We start from the raw sequence: 19,499 nt of genomic DNA on the forward strand, positions 1-19,499 counted from the left end.
TTTATATTAGTATTTTTTTAGCAAGTAGCTATTGACTTAGAGTTAACTCTAGGGTATATAATGATACATATAGCGGAAATAACTATTTTAATAATTGTTTTAAAATAATATAGTAAAAAAACAATTGTACATATTTAGGAGGAAAAATGGATTTTAACATTTTAAATAAAATAAATACACCAGATGATGTTAAAAAACTTAACACAGCTGAATTAAAAGAATTAGCTTCAGATATAAGAGAAGCGTTATTAAGAAAAGTTAGTACTAAGGGTGGACATTTTGGACCAAATCTTGGAATGGTTGAAGCAACTATAGCTATGCATTATGTATTTAATTCACCGGTTGATAAAATAGTTTATGATGTATCTCATCAATCATATCCACACAAAATGTTGACAGGAAGAAAAAATGCTTTTACAAATCCTGAAGAATATCATTCTGTAACAGGATATACTTCTCAGCATGAAAGTGAGCACGACTTTTTTACAATAGGACATACTTCAACTTCAGTTAGTTTAGCTTGTGGTCTTGCAAAAGCTCGTGATGTAAAAGGTGAAAAAGGAAATGTTATCGCTGTTATTGGTGATGGATCTTTAAGTGGTGGAGAAGCTTATGAAGGATTAAATAATGCTGCTGAGTTAGGAAATAATATGATAATTGTTGTAAATGACAATGATATGTCTATTGCTGAAAACCACGGTGGTTTATATAAAAATTTAAAATTACTTCGTGAAACTAAAGGTCAAGCTGAAAATAACTTCTTTAAAACTTTAGGTCTTGATTATGTATTTGTAGATGGTCATGATATAGAAGCCTTAATTGAAACTTTTTCAAAGGTTAAAGATATAGACCATCCAATAGTAGTTCATATGTATACTATTAAAGGAAAAGGATATGATAAAGCTGTAGAAAATAAAGAACCTTTCCACTATACAATGCCATTTGACTTGGAAACAGGAAAACTTTTAGGAGATTTCTCAGCTGAAACATACATAAGTATTTTAAGTAATTTCTTAGAAGAAAATGCTAGACGTGATAAAAAAGTTGTAGGAATAACTGCAGCAACTCCATCATTTATGGGACTTAATAGTTTAAGAACTCCAGAGTTTAAAGGCCAATATATTGATGTTGGAATAGCTGAAGAACATGCTATAGCATTAGCTTCAGGTATGGCATCTCAAGGAGCTAAACCAGTAGCTGTATTTATGAGTTCATTTATACAAAGAACATATGACCAATTATCACAAGACCTTGCTATAAATAATAATCCTGCACTTATAGTTGTTAATGCTGGTGGAATATCAGGAGCTGATGTAACTCACCTTGGATTATTCGATATACCTTTAATATCTAATATACCAAACATAGTTTATCTTGCTCCAACTAGTAAGGAAGAATACCTTGCAATGCTTCAATGGGGATTAGATCAACAAGAACAACCTGTTGTAGTTCGTACTCCAAGTGCTGAAGTTGTTTCAACAGGAGAAAAAATTGAACCTGATTTTAGCAAATTAAACACTTATAAAAAAGTAGCTCAAGGAAACAAAGTTGCAATTATTGGACTTGGAGCTTTCTTTAAACTTGGACAAGAAGTTAAAAAACATTTAAAAGAAACAACAGGAATAGATGCAACACTTATAAATCCAAGATTTATAACAGGATTAGATAAAAATATGTTAAATAGCCTTGTAGAGGATCATGAAGTAGTTATAACTCTTGAAGATGGATTATTAAATGGTGGATTTGGTGAAAAAATTGCTAGATTCTATGGAGATAAAGATGTTAAAGTTCTAAATTTTGGTGCTACTAAAGAATTTACAGATAGCGTACCAGTTGAAGAATTATATACTCGTTATCACTTAACAAAAGAATTAATTGTTGATGATATAAAATCTGCTCTTAAATAATACAAAAATAAATCCTATATCTTAAATTAAGATATAGGATTTATTTTGCAAATATTTTAATATTTTTATTTCTAAAAATGAACAAATCTCATATAGAAGTATATAAAATTTGCCTACTCTCTCATTTTTCTTACTGCTTCAAAAAAATCTTTGAAAGCACTTTCATTTTTGGAAAATAAATTAGTTACATCTTCTTTAGCCTTTATGTATTCTTGAGAATTAATATCATTATTAACTATAATTCTCATTGGTTTATGAAATTTCATAAATAATATTGGATGTTTCTTTGCAAATGATTCCATCTCTTTACAGTGTCGTTCTTCTTTAGTTGCTGTCCTTAGCCATTCAAATACATAATCGTACATAGTTATCTGTCCTTTCCAAAAAAATTAAATTAAATATAATTTCATTAAATTTAATATAATATAATATAGAAACAATGTCAATATTATTATTTAAAAGGTTAAAATTAAATTAAATTTATTTATTCTTATTGAAATAAAATTTAATATATGATAAATTATACTTCATTAGAAATATACGGGGGGATTTTATGAAAAGATTGATTATAAGCTTACTTTTTAGTGCATTATCTTTATATATTTGTTCTCATTTAATGAATGGAATGTATATAGGTTCGATAGGAACATTAATTGTATTGTCAATAGTTATAGGTGCATTAAACATTACTGTTAAACCTATAATGAAGTTTTTTTCATTCCCTATAACTATTTTAACTTTTGGTTTATTTTCTTTAGTTATTAATGCAATAATACTAAAACTTGCTTTTTTTCTAGTACCTAATGCTAGTTTAGTTGGATTTTTTAATGCTATTATAGCTTCAATTCTATTATCTTTTTTAAATTGGATATTCAATGGATTGGTAAGATAATAAGAATATATTAAAGTCTTCATTTTTAATAAATTTAAAAATGAAGACTTTTTATAATTTAATTATTAATTTGTTGATTATATTATAGAAAATATTTTTTAATTTTCGTTAATAATTTCTAAAATATCTTTTAATGCTTCCTTTGCTTCCTTAACTGGAAGTATTGGATATACATGCATCATCTTTTTCTTTTCAGTAAATTTAAGTTTTATTTGTTTTTCTTCACACATTTTTTTAAATTTTATTCCATCTGGATATAGCATATCATACGTTCCAAAAAATATGTACATATCATTTAAATTATCTAGTTCTCCATACATAGGTGATAAGTATGGAGTATGTAAATCATCTTCTCCTGCATATTTAGTTGTTTCTTCAGCAAGTTCATAACTAAGCCAAGGATCGTTTTTTTCCATGGCAGCAATATCAGGATTTGTTTCAGCCATATCAAGATATGGGGAAATCATAATATTTTTTTGTGGAAGAGGTATATTGTTATCTCTTAAATACATGCAAAATCCAAGAGCAAATCCCCCTCCTGCGGAATCTCCCATAATTATAATATTATCATTATTATATTTTTTTAACATATCATTATAAATTTCTATAACCATTTCATAAGATTCTTTATATGTACGAGGCACTAAAGGATAATCTGGTGCTATTATATCTCTATTTGTTTTATTAGCAATATTAATTAAAAACTTCCAATGAGCTTTAGCAAAACTATTAATATATGAGCCACCATGTAAATATAATATAGCTTTTTTGTTACCTTTATTTTTATAAAGAGTAAATACATTTTGACCATTTACTTGTCTGCATTCTTTATGTAAACCCTTTAACATCTTATCAGGTGGATTACTATAATCACCACCATTCATCAAAAATTTACCACCCCCATGTTTTACATCAAATATTCGGAATGTGGTTCTTAAACACCATGCCGAAAAACTCATTAAAAAATCACCTCATTTATTCATTAAATTATGACTTAAGAAAAGGTATTTTCACCCTTTTTCCTTTAAATTCATACACAAAAAAATGTTCTACCGTATATTCTTCATTTTCTTGAGAAACAATTTTTTCATATTTGGTATTCAATATTGTAAAATTTTCTTTAAACTCTTTAGCTATGCTCAAAGGAACAGGTATTTTTACCTCTTCATTATTCACTTTTGCATTAAAAACTTCTAAATCAGCATTATATACACCTATATTAATAGTCTTTTTATACTTTTCGTAATAATAATTAAATATATCATCAATGTTAATAGTCACTCCAGAATCAACCAAAAAAGAATATTCTTTAATTTTATTCTTTAATTTTATTAATTCTTCATTTTTATTTTTTAATGTATATTCTAATTTTTTAACATCTTCGTCAATTTCCTCTGTTATTTGAATTTTTAAAGCAGCTATTTTTTCTTTAATATAATTATTTTCTTTATATGTCTTTGTTATATCATCTATTTTAAAATTTTTGCGTTTTTCATAATCCGTAGTTTTTTCAAACTCATTTTTTTCTCCAATTTCTAAAGTTACAGCCTCCATTATATACTCATTTAAATTTTCATTTACGACCTCATTTACCCTATTTTCTAGAGAATTTTTAACATCTTCTTTACGATTTTCTATGCTTTTTATAGAATCTATAATATCATTTTTTAGTTTTTTAAGATTATCAATTTCATCTATGTAATTTTTAGAATTTATAATTAATCTTTTAAATTGCTTTTCATTTTCATAAATTAAATTATCTAAGTAAGAGTGTATTTCTTGCTCTATATCTTTTATTGATTTATTTATTGATTGTTCATAAGAGGCAGTAGCCTCTTCTATATCATATCGAATTATAGCATTATTATTTAATAATTCTCCTCCATTTAAGGCAAGCTTTTTAAATTTTCCTATTGTACTTTTAGTTTTAAGCATTTTAAACATTTTATCTAAATCATTATCTAAAATTCTAAAAGCTTCACTTTTAAATTTATAGGAGTCTGATAAAGCTACTAGATTTAAAGTTGTATGACCTACTATATTTGTATCGTTTATATCAAAAGTATCTTTTAATAACTTAATTCCATCTAAATCTTCCTTGATAACAAAATGCATAAGTGGAGATATGCCCCATTTATCCTTAAGATATTTTAAATTATTATTTTCTTTAAAAAAACTATAATTTTTACTTTCTATAGCCTCTTTAATTGTTTTACTAGCTTTTTCTTTTTTTAATTGTAATTTATTTTTTAATTCATTTGCCAAATCATAATTACTTTTGGGTATAGATTGTATATTTATCATAGCACCTAAAAAATCAAGAGATTCAATTTGAGTTATTATATATTCTTTAGTATAAGATTTTTTTGGATTTATTTCTTTTAATGTATTTAAAATGTTAAACGTTTCATCAAATTCTCCGTTTAACAATGTTTCTTGTACTCTCTTTTCAAGAGATACTATGTAATCTTCCTTTAATGTTTTAATTCTTGATATTTCTCTCTCTAATTCTTTAATAGGCTTTATATTTAATGATTTTTGTTTGTTTACAACTATTACTGCTTGATCATATTCATGGTTTTCGATAAGTTTATTTTTTTTATCTGCTAATAAATTAAATTGATATTGTAATTTTCTTATTTTTATATTTTCTTTTAATTTAGTCATAATATCTTCATTCAATTGATTTAACTCTTTGAGTTTTAAAAAATATTTATCAACTTCTTGAAAATTAAATTTTTCAAGGAAGATTAAACAACCTAAGTAATATAGCATTGTATCTGTTTTTATATTATATCGTTTTATAATTACCTTATTTAAAATTAAGAAATCATGCTCAAGATTTGTATATATATTCTCCTTAATTTTAGATTTAATATCATTTAACTTATTATTTACATAGTTTTCATATATATTTTTTAATGTTTTTTCTTCTGATATTAAAAATGTCTTTAACATCATAAAAAATTTAATAAATTCATCTTTACTTAAATGCAATGATTTATTGTTTGTTAACATTATTTTTTTCTCACAATCTATGCCACCTATGATTAAATCTTCATAGGATATTTTGTCTGCACTACAAAATGTGTGTTTAATCCCTATAAAATTATCGCAAATTAGTAAACCATCCTTACCAGATTTTAAAAATGTTGTATCATATAAAGCAATCACATGAGTATTATCTACTTCATATATCTTTGTAGCATTTATAAGTTTTTTGTTTGGTATATAATCTAGGTGTAAAATACCATTTATTAAAATAGATTTATTTTCATATAAAAAATTTCGTAATTTTTCTTTGTTAATTAATAATGTATAAGGCATATGAACTCCTCCCATTTATTATTAAATAAAAATAGCTTATTTTATAATTATACAATTAACTTTTCAAATAAAGATTAATTTTTTCTTATAAAGTGTTTAATTACTAATTGTATTTTATAAAATTAAACTTATAAGCATAAAAAGATGACCTCTATTAATAGAAGTCACCTTTAAATTTAATTTACAATCTTTTTAATTTTTATTTATATATAATATATATTAGTAGTTATTTTGAGAACTAAATAGACTTGCTTCTTGTCTTAATGATTTTGGAGCATCCATTTTATCCATTACTACTTCAACAAAAGCAATACCTTCTGTTCCTTTGTTTATTTCTTCCATTGCAGCTGCTAATTCTTTTTCAGTTGTAACTTTGAAACAAGTTGGTTGTATATCTCTTTCAGTAGCTAATGTTTTTACAAGTTCTGCATATTGCCACATTTGAATATGGTTATATTCTCTTTCAGGTCCGTGGATTAATCTTTCAATTGTATATCCATCATTGTTAACTACAAATAATACTGTATTTAATTTTTGTCTTATCATTGTTGAAACTTCTTGAACTGTTAATTGGAATGAACCATCACCACTTAAAAGAATGTTTCTTCTGCTCTTATCAGCTAAATGAGTTCCTAAAACTGCAGGAGTAGCATATCCAATTGACATCCAAGATCCTTGACCTACAAAGCTTGATCCTTCTGGGAATCTCATATTACATGCTCCACTATATGATGTTCCTGTTTCACCAACTAATACATCATTAGGTTTTAAGAACGCTTCCATTTGTTTGAAATATCTATCTTGAGTTAATTTAGCATCTGTTGGAACAAATTTTTCTACTGCTTCTCTTTCTACTTTTACATCGTTATGGAATTTTATTTTAGCATCTGTTAAAGCTTTTATAACATCTTTAATGTAAAGTCCAGTATAAATAGTTTCTCCAATTCTACAATCAGTTAAACCAATTTCTATCATTTTAACATCTTTATTTATATATCTAAATCCAGCTGTTGTAGTATCTATGAATTTAACTCCAAATAGTAAAACTATATCAGAAGCTTTGCAAAGTTCTTTAACTAAATCTGAACTAGTTTCTCCTGAGAATAATCCAGCAAAGTATGGATTGCTTTCTGATACTGCTGTCTTTCCTATACTTAAAGTGTTTACTGGGATTTTTGCTTCATTTATAAATCCTTCTAATTCTTTTTCAGCTTTAGCTCTTAATACTTCATAATCAGCTAAAATATGTTGTCCTTTTGAGCTTGCAACCATTTCTTTTACATCATTTACGAATTTCTCTAAAGTTTTCTCGTTGCTTCTCATAGTTAAGTTTAGCGGTTTCATTTCGTCGATTTCTATTTCTTTTGAAACTATATCAACTGGTAATTCTATATAACCTGGTAATTGATATTTATATATTGATTCTATAACTCTATCGATTTCTTCAGCTGCATTATATTCGCTTATGATTGATTGAAATTCTGTTATTTCTCTAAACATTCTTTCAAAAGTGTCGAATTCTCCTCTAGCAGTTGAATGGTGAACTAGCTTTCTGTTTTGTTGAACTAAAGCTGATGGTACACCTGATATATGTAATACTGGAACATTTTCTGCAAATGAACCTGTTGTAGCATTTATTGCACTAAGTGAACCAACTCCATAAGTTGTAAGTATTACACCAAATCCTCTAAGTCTTGCATATCCATCTGCTGCATATCCTGCATTAAGTTCATTACAGCTTCCAACCCATTCAATATCTTTAGAATCTTCAACATAATCTAAAAATCCTAAGTTATAATCTCCAGGAACTCCAAACATATGCTCTACATTTACTTCTTTTAATCTTTTTAATAAGTATTCTGCAATTGTTATTTTCATTATGTATTTCCTCCAATTCATTTTTTATTTATAAGATAAACTATGTATATATAATACACCTTTAAATAGCTTTTAGTAAAAATTAATATAAACGATTTATCTGATGTTATTTTTAAATTTTTAGCGTTTACAAATCTTATTTTCTCTGTCTATCGTAAATTTTCTTTTTTTTACAATACTATCATTTTATTCATAAAATATAGTTTATTCATAAGATACACTCTTATCATCTTATTTAAAATATTCAGATTATTTTAAATAATAAAATAGACTACATTTAAATAAAAGTTTAATGTAGTCTATTTCTATTAACTTTATATTTAGAATGTTAAATATAAGGTAAGCACTCCTAACACTGTTATAACGATATATATAATGATTAAAATTATTTTTTCCCACAAATGTAAAGCATGCTTTTTAGGTAGAACTTTCCAAGCCAAAGCTATCAAAAAGCCTAAAACTATCGGAAGAAGAACTGTATTTAAAATTTCAACACCTAATGTTAATGGTACTAATGGAATTCCTGACAATACTATAATTCCAGCTATTATTAAAAGCGTACTATAAAATATATAAAATGCAGGTGCTTCACTCCATTTGCAATTTAAGCTAGATGGTTTTTTAAATATTTCTCCAAATCCCCATGAAGAGGCTAATGTAACAACTATAGCTGCAACCAGCGCTGCACCTGTAAGTCCAACTGCAAATAGTATTTTTCCTGTAGCTTCGCCTAAAAATGGTGTTAAAGCTTGACTAATTTGTTGTACTGTATTAAGTGATGCATTTGGGTCTTTCATTCCTATTGTCGCTGCAACCGCTATAATTACTACACAACATATAAGTTGTGTTATTATTGAACCGAAAATGGTATCTATTCTACTTGCTTTAAGATTTTTTTCTGTTAATCCTTTATCCACTACTGCACCTTGTTGATAAAATACCATCCAAGGCATTATAACTGCTCCTACATTTGCAGAAATCATTAACCAATAAGCTGAACTATTTAAAGGTTGGCTTCCAACTAAACTCATCATAACAGATGTATAATCTGGTTTGGCAAATATCATAGCAGGTATAAATACAAGTTCAAAAGCCCCAACTACAATGGCAACTCTTTCGACCACTTTGTATTTTCCAGTAACACTTAATAATATAAGAGCTGCAACCGCAAGTGGTACTGTAATCCATTTCGATACTCCAAATAATAATCCAACACCCATTATTCCCGAAAATTCAGTGATTAAAGCACCTATTGTCGACACGAATAACGTACAAACTGAAAGCCATGCCCATCCCTTACCAAATGTTTCTTCTATAAGCTCTCCATGACCTTTTTTAGTTACAATTCCTATTCTAGTTGTAAGTTCTTGTACTATGTATAATATAGGAATGAGTATAAGCATAAGCCCTATTAATTTGTATCCCCATTGAGCACCTGTTTGTGCTGCAGTTATTATAGACCCTGCGTCTGTATCCGCTAACATTACTACAATTCCTGGTCCCATAGCAGATAACATGAGTAAAAATCGTTTTCCACTGCCCATTCTAGGCTTATTTACTTTACTAACGTTTATATTCATTATTCCTCCTTATTGATACCGATAATTAAAATTAAATGATATTTATTATCAATTATGTTACTAATATATTATCATATTTGTTTAGTGTAGTAAATATAATATTAGTCTAAAACCTATAAAATTTGTTTATAAAAAATTAACAATTTAATAGGTTTTATTTATAATTTATTAACAAAATTAAATAAAAAATGTGATTAACTTTAAATTAATCACATTTTTTATATTATGTTATATGGATGTACCTAAATTATATGCATCATTTAATTTTTTATTATTATCAATATCTTTAGGATTTTTAACACCACCAACACATATAATACCTTTATTTTCCCATCCAATATATGATAATAGTGTATTATAATAATCTACTGATAATTCAAATTCATTCCCTTCAGCAACCATTAAAAGAACTGATTCTTTTTTATCTATATGATAATCTTTATTTGTTCTCATAACAGCTAATAAACGATTTATCGCTATCATAAGCTGTCCGCTTAAATGCCAATAATAAAGTGGAGATGCCAAAACTACAACATCTGCTTCTCTATAAGACGAATATATTTTTTGCATATCATCTTTTTGAACACATGGATACTCCCTATTTTTATCACAGCCAAAACAGCCCTTACATCCATTTATATTCATACTATCAAGGTGAAATACTTCACATTCATTTCCTTCTTGTCTAGCACCAGCACAGAATTTTTCTATTAATGTTGATGTGTTTCCATTCTTTCTAGGGCTACCATTTAAAATCATAATTTTTTTCATGTAAATTATACACTCCTTATAATTATAAATAACTTTTATATTAACCAAATATTTTTAATTTAACTCATTTCACTAGTTCTTTTAAATGTTTTAGATAAAGCTTCTTCTCCAAGACTTTTAATACCTGAATTTATCTTTTCTAGCATTTTTTCTTTATCTCTAGGCAACATACCTAATACTGGTATGACATTAGTGGTATGTACACAATAGAAAGGAACATTTTCTAATTTAATATCATTGATTAAGGTTTTTAATTCCATTAAGTTTTCCATTTCAGAAGCTTCTATAAATGTTCCTTCCTTAACCTCTTCATGCATTTTTGTTCCCTCAAAAACTCCTAAAGTTCCAACCCATATAAGACCTGGCTTGGTTTCATTTAAGAATTTAGCAGTTTGTTTAGCATTTCTTTCTCCATTTCCCTTTCCTGCTACACCTAACATAAGTAATGCCATATGAGTTATATTAAACTTGTTTAATCTTGCTAGTTGTTTTTTTGCCTCTTCAACACTATGACCTTTATTTATGTGGGATACAACTTCTTCAACTCCTGATTCTATTCCAACATATAAATCATTTATACACAATCCTCTTAATTCTTTTAATTCTTCATCTGTTTTAGCTTTTATATTTTGTATTGAAGCATACATTGTTATTGTTTTACATTCTGGAAAATATTCTTTTATTTTAAGTGCTATCGCTTTTAGATAATCAGCCTTTAAAACAAAAGCATCTCCATTTACTAAAAATATTCTATCAATACTTCCATAAATACTTTTAGCTTCTTTTAAATCCTCTTCTATTTGTTCTAGTTGTTCCATTTTGAAACATACATCCTTATACATAGCACAATAGCTACATTTATTATGTGCACATCCTACAGTAACTTGTAATAAAAGTGTATCAGCTTCAACTGGTGGTCTATAAATTGGACCTTCATAATGCATATTAATTTCTCCTTCCTACATATAGGCTATTTAATCATTAGTTTTTCTAAGATTTTATTAATTATATATAAATTAAAATATTTATTAAATCGGTAAATTCCGATTTAATAAATATTATTACTTATTTTTATAATTGTCAAGGTATTTTATGTAACTAATTATTTTTTTATATAAAATTTTAGTGTAAAATTAGTTTAATGAGAATGTTAATATACAGATATTAAATGAACTGAAAGGAATTTAAAATGGATAAAATAAAAATTTTTAAAGCTTTAGGAAATAAAACTCGATTAAATATATTATTATGGTTAAAAGATCCCAAAAATAAATTCGATCCACAACATTTATCAGTTGATGATGATTTTCAAGGTGGTGTATGCGTAAGCTCCATAAGAAAAACAGCAGGATTAAGTCAGTCTACTATATCTGAATTTTTATCAATATTACAAGAAGCAAAACTTGTAGAATCAAAATGTATTGGGCAATATACCTATTTTAGAAGAAATGAAAAAACCATACGAGAAATAGCAAAATGGATGGAACTTGAATTTTAATCTTTTAATTTAAATAAATATAATTATATGTTATGATTAGCTTGTATAATTTGTTAGAAAGAAGTGAATAAAAATGGATATAAATGATATTAAAAAAATGAGAGATTTACTTAAAATGGTTGAAGAAAAATCATTAGAAGTGGCTATTAATTCAAATCCATTAGAATCAAATATGGATGCAAAAAAATTATTGCTTTTTGCAGGAGCAAGCAAATTATGTAATTTAGCAGATTCAATAATAGAAAATCCTAACTTTGATGTAGATATAGATGCTATTAATGAGGAATATAAAAAAAATAGAGCAAAAAAATAAACCCTTTATTTTATATAATAAGTTTTAAAAGGTACATTTATTAAATAAATGTACCTTGTTTTAGATATATATATTAAAAATTTTATAAAATACTCTTTATAATTTCAGCCCCTTTTTTATAGCCACCAGCATCTCTTAATGATTTACCTATTTTAAATGCGTTTTCTTTATATAAATTATCAAATAAAATTTTATCCACAGCTAATTTTATAGAATCTGCTGTATAATTATCTCTTCCTATTAAAGCGATACCAGCTCCAAGAGTGCTAACTCTTTTAGCTACTGTGGCTTGATCACCAAATTGAGGAACTATAATTAGAGGAATATTATGGTACAATCCTTCGCTTGTACTATTCATTCCACCATGTGTTATAAATAAATCAACTTGCTTTAATACTTCAAGTTGAGGTATGTAATTATATAATTTAAAATTTTTAGGAATTACTCCTAAATCATTTATATTTATTCTTTTTCCTATTGACATTATAATATCTATATCTTCTCTAGAACCTAATGCTTCAAAGCAATTTCTATAAAAATCCAAGTTTTCATTAGCCATTGTTCCGAGAGATATAAGTATTAACTTCTTATCATTTGATTTTTCTATTTTAAAATCTGTTAATTCGTTTCTATCGAATATAGAAGGTCCTACAAATTCAAATGAATCGTCAAATTCTTCACTACATGGTTGGAAATATTCAGATGTAAATACCAATCTTAAATCTATTTGTTCATCTAGTTTTTTCTTTCCTCCTGCAAGTTTATCAAATCCATGACAAACATCATTTTCATTTTTCATAATTGATGGTAAGAATGTACTATACATATTGCTTTTTAGCTTTGCATTTAAAGCAAACATTGTTACAGTACTTATTACTTTCTTTATTTTAAGCTTACTTATAACTTCACTTATATCTAATGTGAAAATATCATCTATAACTAAATAATCAAATTCCTCATTTAATCTTAAAGCTAATTCTATTGTTTTACTTCCTGCAATCTTATATTTAATCATAGCTTGTTCCATAACTTTTTTCACAACATTTACTAAATCACTTGAATCTGATGCATTTTTAGCAATTTCTTTTATATTTAAACTTGCAGAACCACCTTCAAAGTTATAACCAACAAATCTAGCTCCAACTTTTTCAAATTTATCTCTAAACTCTTCAGCAGTAATATAAACTATTTCATCTCCTTTTTTAGCTAGTTCACTAACTAAACCAATAGTAGGATTAATATGACCATGAGCTGGTAGAGATATAAATAATCCTTTTGACATAAAATTCCTCCTTTAAATATATATTAGTATGTCCTAATTATATATTCCATAATAATAAAGAACAAGTGAGGCGAAGATAGATAAAATTTTAACTATTAGATACTTTATATCATTACTCATTAATGTATTAATAACTTTTTTTATGTTATTTTCTTTAATTAAATTTTCCTACAAATACCCAAGTTGGAATAGATTCATCTTTTTCTAATCTTATTACTGCATATCTTTCTTTTAATAATTTTAAAGTTAATTTTTCTTTCATATTATGTTTTTCCTTCCTTTGTTTTCAACTTATAAGTTAGCTTATTTTCATATGTATTATTAGCCTTATTTTATAATTGCTACATCAATATATACTATCGTGTTGGAAATAATAGATATTATAATTACTAGAAATCATATTTTAATTCTATCATAAATTCATTATAGTAAAAAAATAAAAAGAAGAAGAATATTGTTAATCTAATATTCTTCTTCTTTTTTAAGTATTAAATACTTATTTTATATTATTATTTTTATACTAATTTTTTTGCCTCTTTTCTGTAATCATGTCATATTAATTTTCACATAATTTATCCCCTAACATTTTTGTTATTAATTTTATTTGTATTTATAAGGATTAAAATACTCTTAAAATAAAACTTATTTAATTGTTGCTAATTAGAGTTTGTACAAAACTATTATTTATAGTCCAATGTTCTTTTTTAGCCCTTTCCCAACACATATCCTTTTTACACCATTCTGTTACATTTAAAGTATCTCTATCTTCTCTTGTTATAAAATCATAAACTTCTCTTGTTGTGACTATTATCTGATCTTCAAGTTCTTTATAGATCTCTTGATTATTCCATATTTTTTTGAAGTCCAAATCATATCTATTTAAGTTTTCTTTAATATGATGAAATATAATAGCTAAACTATAGGTAACAATATTAGCTCTATATGATTTTATTAGTTTATACCAGTCTTGATTAGATACTATTTTTTCTGTATCCTTAAAAATTATTGCCAATGAAATTATTTTTTTGTAGTATGATACATCAAATTTTTCACTATTTTCTTTCCATTCATTACCTATCTCATTTGCGAAATATCTCATATTAGCCTGTGACCCTTTACTTACTATATGGGGATAGCCTTTGTAAGTATTAATATATTTAGCCCAATCAACTTTTTTTATTAGTTGAGATTTTGGGTTTTTTAACAAATATTTTTTTCTTTCAGTTCTATTTAGTTTCATTTGCTCTTGAGTATGTTGCCCTCTAGCTCGCTCGTAGAACCAAATTGTTTCAAATTGATTTCCTTTCACCGCAGGTGCATATATTTTTCTTGATAATTCTTCTATTTTTATATGATAAGGATGATTTGCAAAAAAATCAGCTTCATCAACCTTATTTTGATTGTTTGCGCATCTTGAAATAGTAAGAATTATTTCTTCAGCTTTCTCATTATCAACTATCGATAACTTCATAGGAACCATTATATTAGAAACATCTCTATCATCTTGTAATACAACATTTGCTATAGAGGCTGTGGTTTGTCCACCATTTATTATTTGCAAATTAGTAAGCTTCTTTATTATTAATCCATTCTTATCAATATCAGTTTCTATAGATGTTGCAGTAGCTGCAATTCCATTATTATATGCAAAAAACATTTCAGGCTTAGATATTATAGTTTTTCTAATTTCTTTATTTACTTTTCCTCTTACACTTAAAAACGATCTAACATTTCCTTCTAATAATCTTGCACCATACTCTATATATATTTTAGCTAATATGTCTCCTGGAATTACTGTAAGATAAGATTTATAATTTTGATTTTCACAATCTACAGCTAATATTGAATTTAATCCTTTAATTTCAAAATCATTAAAGTCTATCTCTATATTTTCTTTTGCCATATTTGCCTTTACAAGGTTATACAATCTTGGAATATCCCATACATTTAATTCCACAGGAACTCCATAAATATCTTCTTTTTTTATACTTTTAACTCTTTCACTTATATCTTTATTGGAAATAATATAGACTTTAAATTTTGTTATTTGAGATATTTTTTCTTTAATTAGTTCGGCAAATTCATAGCCTTCTCTATTTTTTTCCTCTTCTTCACTTATACGATTAGTTACAGAATGTTCTATAAATGCTTTAACTTTTGAATAAAGATTACTTATTTGCTTATTATTAAGCATAGTATCATCTTCAAGATTAAAATCACTAATTAATAGCATACAACTTTTATCAACAGAATCAAAATTATAACCATCTATTTTGATATGCTTTTTACGTAATCCTATCATTTCAAAATAGCATTCTGTAAAATCATCAAATTCTTCTAATTCTTTTAAATTATTTGTAAAATATTTTATAAATTCATTACTAATATTATTTTTATTTAACTCAGCTGATTCCTTAATTTCTTCAATTACTGATTCTTTAAATTCTTGTAAATTAATTTTAGTCACCCTCTTTTAAATATTTTTAATTATATTGTTTATTTATATAATTATACTCTAGTCTTAGAATTAGATTCAATAAAATTCATTTATTATGTTTTTAATGGTTTAATAGGTATTTTTTAATATAAAAAGTATTAAAATTTATTTAGGTCTTTAAATATTTTATTTAGCCTTTCACCATTTCTATAAATTTTTTAATATTATATTTTTTATTACTACAATACATTTCTATTATATTATTAACATTAAGTTGAACTAACTTGATATTTTCATTAGAATATTGAGACTTCATAAAATCCAAATATACCTCACCTTGTATATGAGTATTTTCTTGAGTAGGAAAAAGAAATGCATTTATAACTTCGTCTATTCTATTATTAATATATTTTTTTAAGGCTGAATGATATAAATACTGTTTAGTTATATCTTCAATCCCAGGGTTTCCTTGCAATTTTTCATTTTTGAATGTCATATTATAATATTTAGCATCTAGTATAAGCAAATACTTTTTATTATCTTTAGAGAACACTTTTAAAATATCAGGAGTAAGCCTATTTTTCTTCAATTCTATTTCATTTTTTACTTTACGATTTGAGCAAGTATTATTTCCAATATTCCAAATAGGAGCTTCAATTCCATAAAACTCATATTTGCTTTTATTTCCTACATTGATAAACTCATTATCAAATACATATCCACATATTTTTTCCCATATCCATTTAAAATTTCTAGTTCCATATAATGTAATATATTCACCATCATTACTTGATTTTTTTTCCAAATAAAATTTAATAGCAAATAAAACTCTTCTTTTTCTATCATTAAATTGAATACTTAATTCTTTATATATTTCATTTTCTATATTATAAATGTCTTGTAGATCATCAAGAGCATTCTCAAAAATATCTACATTATAATCTAAAAAGTCATTTAGACCAGTTTTATTGAGAAAATCTAAGCATTCATTTATTACTTTTACATGTAACATAGTAATAAATCTATCACTATCGATTAAACTTTTATTAGTTATTAAATCAGAATAAAACCATTGATTATTTATTACAATCGGATCTATCTCATCCATTGTTTTACACCAATTTATATCACCAGCACCATTCAATTCATAAGAATCTATTTCATTTTGATATATACCATTTTCTATATAATCATCTAACAAAAAAGTAATTATTGATATTATATTATTATTTAAATTTTCTATATCAAAGTCTAGATCTTCTATATTATTTGATTCTAGTTTTTCTCTTTGAGTAAATTCATTCAATAAGACTAATATATTTTTTAGAACTAATTTGTGCTCTAGTTCATCTGAAGAATTAAAATATTTAGGTAAAAAAAATATAGATTTATTTTCAACGATAATTATCCCTACATAGGAAAATTGTATGTTACTTTTTGTATTATATTTTACGATACCCCTTTGAACTAATACATGCAGTATATTATCTAGAATTTTAGGGTCAGTATCAAATTCAATTGCCAATTGCTCCTTTGAGTAGAACTTCAATTCCTTTAATATTATCATAACTTAATTACTCCAAATTAAAAGAAGCCTGTTCTTCTGCTACTTTATCAAAATTTTCTTTTCCCTCTTCATATTCATATTCATTATTTATTACAGTTTCTTCTTTATTATTATAATTAATTAAATTATTTTTATTTGTGTTTAATGTCGTATTATCTATCTCCTTTATTGAAAAATTAAATACTTTCCCATTATCATAAGCCTTCATTATATCAGATAGAGTATTTACTTGTAATATCTCTTCATCTGATACTTTAATTTCTTTTACAAATAAATCTATTTTTTTATGCTTTAATATATCCTCATATAAGTACATCAAAACTTTACTTTTAAATATATTATCAAATTCTTCTCCTGTTTTGGATAATTCCGTTTTACTTAAGAAAAATGGTCCTAGTAGTTTGTCCTCATTTACTTTTGCTTTTTTTAAAACTTTATTAATTTCTATTCGTAATTCATTCCATCTATAAGTTTTATAATCGTCTTTTGAACTTTTTAATTTTATTTTTTTGTCTGCTATATTTTCTTGATTTTCATCAATATCTATATATTCAAAAGACCATCTTCTTTTAAATGCTGAATCCATAGGATAAACACCTTGATCAGCACTATTCATTGTTGCCCAAATATACATGTTACTCGGAATATATAACTGTTGTATGCTTATTTGTTGGCTTTCTAAGTATTCCTTTATTTCTTCAGAAATATTTATACTATAGACACTTTTTCCAGTTTCATCTCTATCTAGTAATTGAAATACATCTCCAAAAACCACTGCAGGATTAGCTCTATTTATTTCTTCTATAATTAAAACATGTGGTGTTCCATTTGATTCATCATTTAAAGAATCAACTAAAACTCTAAGAAATGGCCCAGGAACAAATTCGTATCTTATCTCTTTTTCATCTGAACCTTCTTTAATTCTACTTACAGGTTTGTAAGAACCAACAAACTGAGAAAATGTATAATTTGAATGAAATGTTACTCTCTCAAATGAATCCTTTAATTGATTTTCTTCAATATCTTTATTTAATTTATAACTTTTACCTGTTCCTGGTGCTCCAAAAATTATTCTATTATAAGGTTGTTTTATGTTTTGGTGATTATCCAATAACTTAGTAAATTTATAATAATTTTTTAATGCAGAACTTAAATAGTTATTATTCTTTTTAATAATATCATTATACTCACTATTATTTTTTACTTGGTTATAAAAAAGATCAAACTTACCATAATCAAGATCAAATATATCTACTTTAAAGTCTTTATACGCATTTTTTATTGCACTAATATAATTATTTATTGATTTTATTTTTAACCCATTATCCTTCATCCACTTTTTAAACATTTTTATTTTATACTCTTTAAATTTATCATACTTTTCTACCTGTAAGATAGATTTAATATCTAAAAAAGTAATACTATCAATTTTTTTAAATTTATTATTTAATATCGATAATTCTCCGATACTACATGTTGAATCTTTTAACCTTACTCCGTAAAATTGGTAATAAAATGTTTCTTTTATTTTTAATACAATTAAAAAGTCATTTTCATGAATTAGTTTTCTAAATTTTATAAAATTAATATCATCATTATTTTTTTAAGATATTTGAAGTTGATCTCCAGCGTTATTCCGTCTAGATGTAATAGTATGTGAATAACTTTGTACCCACTCATTATCTTGAAAATCTATCTTTTTCTTTATTTTACCACAACTATCGCTTTCTACTAAATATTTTAAATTAGCTCTAGATAATTCAATAGGAATTCTTAACGTAAAATATTTTTTTAAATCTTCATCTTTTTCATTATAGTTCTTATAAAAATAACCATAAGATTTTAAGCATGGAAAGATATCCATCTGTTCTCCTGTAATGGCTATATGTGTTTGTTTGCCTTTAGCTCTTCCATCAAGTGTGTTGGATAAACTTAACTTTTTTACTATAATCCCATCATACTCATCTACATCCCTTATAGTTGTACCTATATTATTTAATATTTCTTTTACTATATTATATGTTTCAAGAAATTCCATATATATTTT

16 protein-coding genes are annotated in these 19,499 nt (G+C 25.4%); 4 read left to right on the forward strand and 12 right to left on the reverse strand.

The window, feature by feature from the left end; genetic code table 11:
* The first annotated feature begins 146 nt into the window (after positions 1–146).
* On the forward strand, positions 147–1,907 hold the full coding sequence (locus tag DR020_RS11065) for a 1-deoxy-D-xylulose-5-phosphate synthase (protein ID WP_112365976.1): 1,761 nt from the start codon (positions 147–149) through the stop codon (positions 1,905–1,907).
* 113 nt (positions 1,908–2,020) lie between these two features.
* On the opposite strand, the gene DR020_RS11070 is transcribed toward DR020_RS11065, so the two are convergent.
* The gene (locus tag DR020_RS11070) at positions 2,021–2,272 is read right to left on the reverse strand and encodes a hypothetical protein (protein WP_055257445.1); all 252 of its coding nucleotides are present in this window, start codon (positions 2,270–2,272) and stop codon (positions 2,021–2,023) included.
* A 188-nt stretch (positions 2,273–2,460) separates the two neighbouring features.
* Here DR020_RS11070 and DR020_RS11075 point away from each other — a divergent pair, with 188 nt between their 5' ends.
* Positions 2,461–2,799: a phage holin family protein gene (locus DR020_RS11075; protein ID WP_055257444.1), complete on the forward strand. Its 339-nt coding sequence runs from the start codon at positions 2,461–2,463 to the stop codon at positions 2,797–2,799.
* A gap of 98 nt (positions 2,800–2,897) precedes the next feature.
* Here DR020_RS11075 and DR020_RS11080 read toward each other — a convergent pair whose 3' ends face one another.
* The 6 genes from DR020_RS11080 to DR020_RS11105 all read right to left on the reverse strand — a co-directional run bounded on the left by DR020_RS11080 (position 2,898) and on the right by DR020_RS11105 (position 11,299).
* A complete protein-coding gene (locus tag DR020_RS11080; protein ID WP_082663359.1) occupies positions 2,898–3,758 on the reverse strand; it encodes an alpha/beta hydrolase fold domain-containing protein in 861 nt (286 codons plus the stop codon).
* Between the two features lie 28 nt (positions 3,759–3,786).
* Positions 3,787–6,126, reverse strand: a complete 2,340-nt coding sequence (locus tag DR020_RS11085; protein ID WP_112365977.1) for a GumC domain-containing protein — start codon at positions 6,124–6,126, stop codon at positions 3,787–3,789.
* 219 nt (positions 6,127–6,345) lie between these two features.
* Positions 6,346–8,004 carry an alpha-keto acid decarboxylase family protein gene (locus DR020_RS11090; protein WP_055257441.1) on the reverse strand — a complete coding sequence of 553 codons (1,659 nt, stop codon included), beginning with the start codon at positions 8,002–8,004 and terminating at the stop codon, positions 6,346–6,348.
* Positions 8,005–8,324: 320 nt separating this feature from the next.
* Entirely contained in the window at positions 8,325–9,584 is a 1,260-nt protein-coding gene (locus tag DR020_RS11095) for an NRAMP family divalent metal transporter (protein WP_055257440.1), read from the reverse strand.
* A 228-nt stretch (positions 9,585–9,812) separates the two neighbouring features.
* Complete coding sequence (locus DR020_RS11100; RefSeq protein ID WP_055257439.1) at positions 9,813–10,355, reverse strand: flavodoxin family protein; 543 nt, start codon at positions 10,353–10,355, stop codon at positions 9,813–9,815.
* A gap of 59 nt (positions 10,356–10,414) precedes the next feature.
* A complete protein-coding gene (locus DR020_RS11105; protein ID WP_112365978.1) occupies positions 10,415–11,299 on the reverse strand; it encodes a radical SAM protein in 885 nt (294 codons plus the stop codon).
* Positions 11,300–11,544: 245 nt separating this feature from the next.
* On the opposite strand from DR020_RS11105, the gene DR020_RS11110 reads away from it, so the two are divergent.
* Positions 11,545–11,853 carry an ArsR/SmtB family transcription factor gene (locus tag DR020_RS11110; protein WP_055257437.1) on the forward strand — a complete coding sequence of 103 codons (309 nt, stop codon included), beginning with the start codon at positions 11,545–11,547 and terminating at the stop codon, positions 11,851–11,853.
* 73 nt (positions 11,854–11,926) lie between these two features.
* Complete coding sequence (locus DR020_RS11115; RefSeq protein ID WP_112365979.1) at positions 11,927–12,166, forward strand: hypothetical protein; 240 nt, start codon at positions 11,927–11,929, stop codon at positions 12,164–12,166.
* A gap of 82 nt (positions 12,167–12,248) precedes the next feature.
* On the opposite strand, the gene DR020_RS11120 is transcribed toward DR020_RS11115, so the two are convergent.
* The 5 genes from DR020_RS11120 to DR020_RS11140 all read right to left on the reverse strand — a co-directional run bounded on the left by DR020_RS11120 (position 12,249) and on the right by DR020_RS11140 (position 19,490).
* Positions 12,249–13,448 carry a macrolide family glycosyltransferase gene (locus DR020_RS11120; RefSeq protein WP_112365980.1) on the reverse strand — a complete coding sequence of 400 codons (1,200 nt, stop codon included), beginning with the start codon at positions 13,446–13,448 and terminating at the stop codon, positions 12,249–12,251.
* Positions 13,449–14,094: 646 nt separating this feature from the next.
* Complete coding sequence (locus tag DR020_RS11125; RefSeq protein WP_112365981.1) at positions 14,095–15,915, reverse strand: AIPR family protein; 1,821 nt, start codon at positions 15,913–15,915, stop codon at positions 14,095–14,097.
* 160 nt (positions 15,916–16,075) lie between these two features.
* Positions 16,076–17,452, reverse strand: a complete 1,377-nt coding sequence (locus DR020_RS11130) for an LlaJI family restriction endonuclease (protein WP_112365982.1) — start codon at positions 17,450–17,452, stop codon at positions 16,076–16,078.
* A 7-nt stretch (positions 17,453–17,459) separates the two neighbouring features.
* Complete coding sequence (locus DR020_RS11135; RefSeq protein WP_112365983.1) at positions 17,460–18,800, reverse strand: AAA family ATPase; 1,341 nt, start codon at positions 18,798–18,800, stop codon at positions 17,460–17,462.
* A 255-nt stretch (positions 18,801–19,055) separates the two neighbouring features.
* The gene (locus tag DR020_RS11140; RefSeq protein ID WP_112365984.1) at positions 19,056–19,490 is read right to left on the reverse strand and encodes a hypothetical protein; all 435 of its coding nucleotides are present in this window, start codon (positions 19,488–19,490) and stop codon (positions 19,056–19,058) included.
* Positions 19,491–19,499 lie beyond the last annotated feature (9 nt).

Source organism: Sarcina ventriculi (assembly GCF_900456775.1).
In the GTDB taxonomy this organism is placed as follows: Bacteria; Bacillota; Clostridia; order Clostridiales; family Clostridiaceae; genus Sarcina; species Sarcina ventriculi.

What these genes read in the sequence shown, in the direction of transcription:
- DR020_RS11065 (WP_112365976.1), top strand. Translation starts at nt 147, where the DNA reads ATGGATTTTAACATTTTAAATAAAATAAATACACCAGATGATGTTAAA.
- DR020_RS11070 (WP_055257445.1), bottom strand. Translation starts at nt 2,272, where the DNA reads ATGTACGATTATGTATTTGAATGGCTAAGGACAGCAACTAAAGAAGAA.
- DR020_RS11075 (WP_055257444.1), top strand. Translation starts at nt 2,461, where the DNA reads ATGAAAAGATTGATTATAAGCTTACTTTTTAGTGCATTATCTTTATAT.
- DR020_RS11080 (WP_082663359.1), bottom strand. Translation starts at nt 3,758, where the DNA reads ATGAGTTTTTCGGCATGGTGTTTAAGAACCACATTCCGAATATTTGAT.
- DR020_RS11085 (WP_112365977.1), bottom strand. Translation starts at nt 6,126, where the DNA reads ATGCCTTATACATTATTAATTAACAAAGAAAAATTACGAAATTTTTTA.
- DR020_RS11090 (WP_055257441.1), bottom strand. Translation starts at nt 8,004, where the DNA reads ATGAAAATAACAATTGCAGAATACTTATTAAAAAGATTAAAAGAAGTA.
- DR020_RS11095 (WP_055257440.1), bottom strand. Translation starts at nt 9,584, where the DNA reads ATGAATATAAACGTTAGTAAAGTAAATAAGCCTAGAATGGGCAGTGGA.
- DR020_RS11100 (WP_055257439.1), bottom strand. Translation starts at nt 10,355, where the DNA reads ATGAAAAAAATTATGATTTTAAATGGTAGCCCTAGAAAGAATGGAAAC.
- DR020_RS11105 (WP_112365978.1), bottom strand. Translation starts at nt 11,299, where the DNA reads ATGCATTATGAAGGTCCAATTTATAGACCACCAGTTGAAGCTGATACA.
- DR020_RS11110 (WP_055257437.1), top strand. Translation starts at nt 11,545, where the DNA reads ATGGATAAAATAAAAATTTTTAAAGCTTTAGGAAATAAAACTCGATTA.
- DR020_RS11115 (WP_112365979.1), top strand. Translation starts at nt 11,927, where the DNA reads ATGGATATAAATGATATTAAAAAAATGAGAGATTTACTTAAAATGGTT.
- DR020_RS11120 (WP_112365980.1), bottom strand. Translation starts at nt 13,448, where the DNA reads ATGTCAAAAGGATTATTTATATCTCTACCAGCTCATGGTCATATTAAT.
- DR020_RS11130 (WP_112365982.1), bottom strand. Translation starts at nt 17,452, where the DNA reads ATGATAATATTAAAGGAATTGAAGTTCTACTCAAAGGAGCAATTGGCA.
- DR020_RS11135 (WP_112365983.1), bottom strand. Translation starts at nt 18,800, where the DNA reads ATGTTTAAAAAGTGGATGAAGGATAATGGGTTAAAAATAAAATCAATA.
- DR020_RS11140 (WP_112365984.1), bottom strand. Translation starts at nt 19,490, where the DNA reads ATGGAATTTCTTGAAACATATAATATAGTAAAAGAAATATTAAATAAT.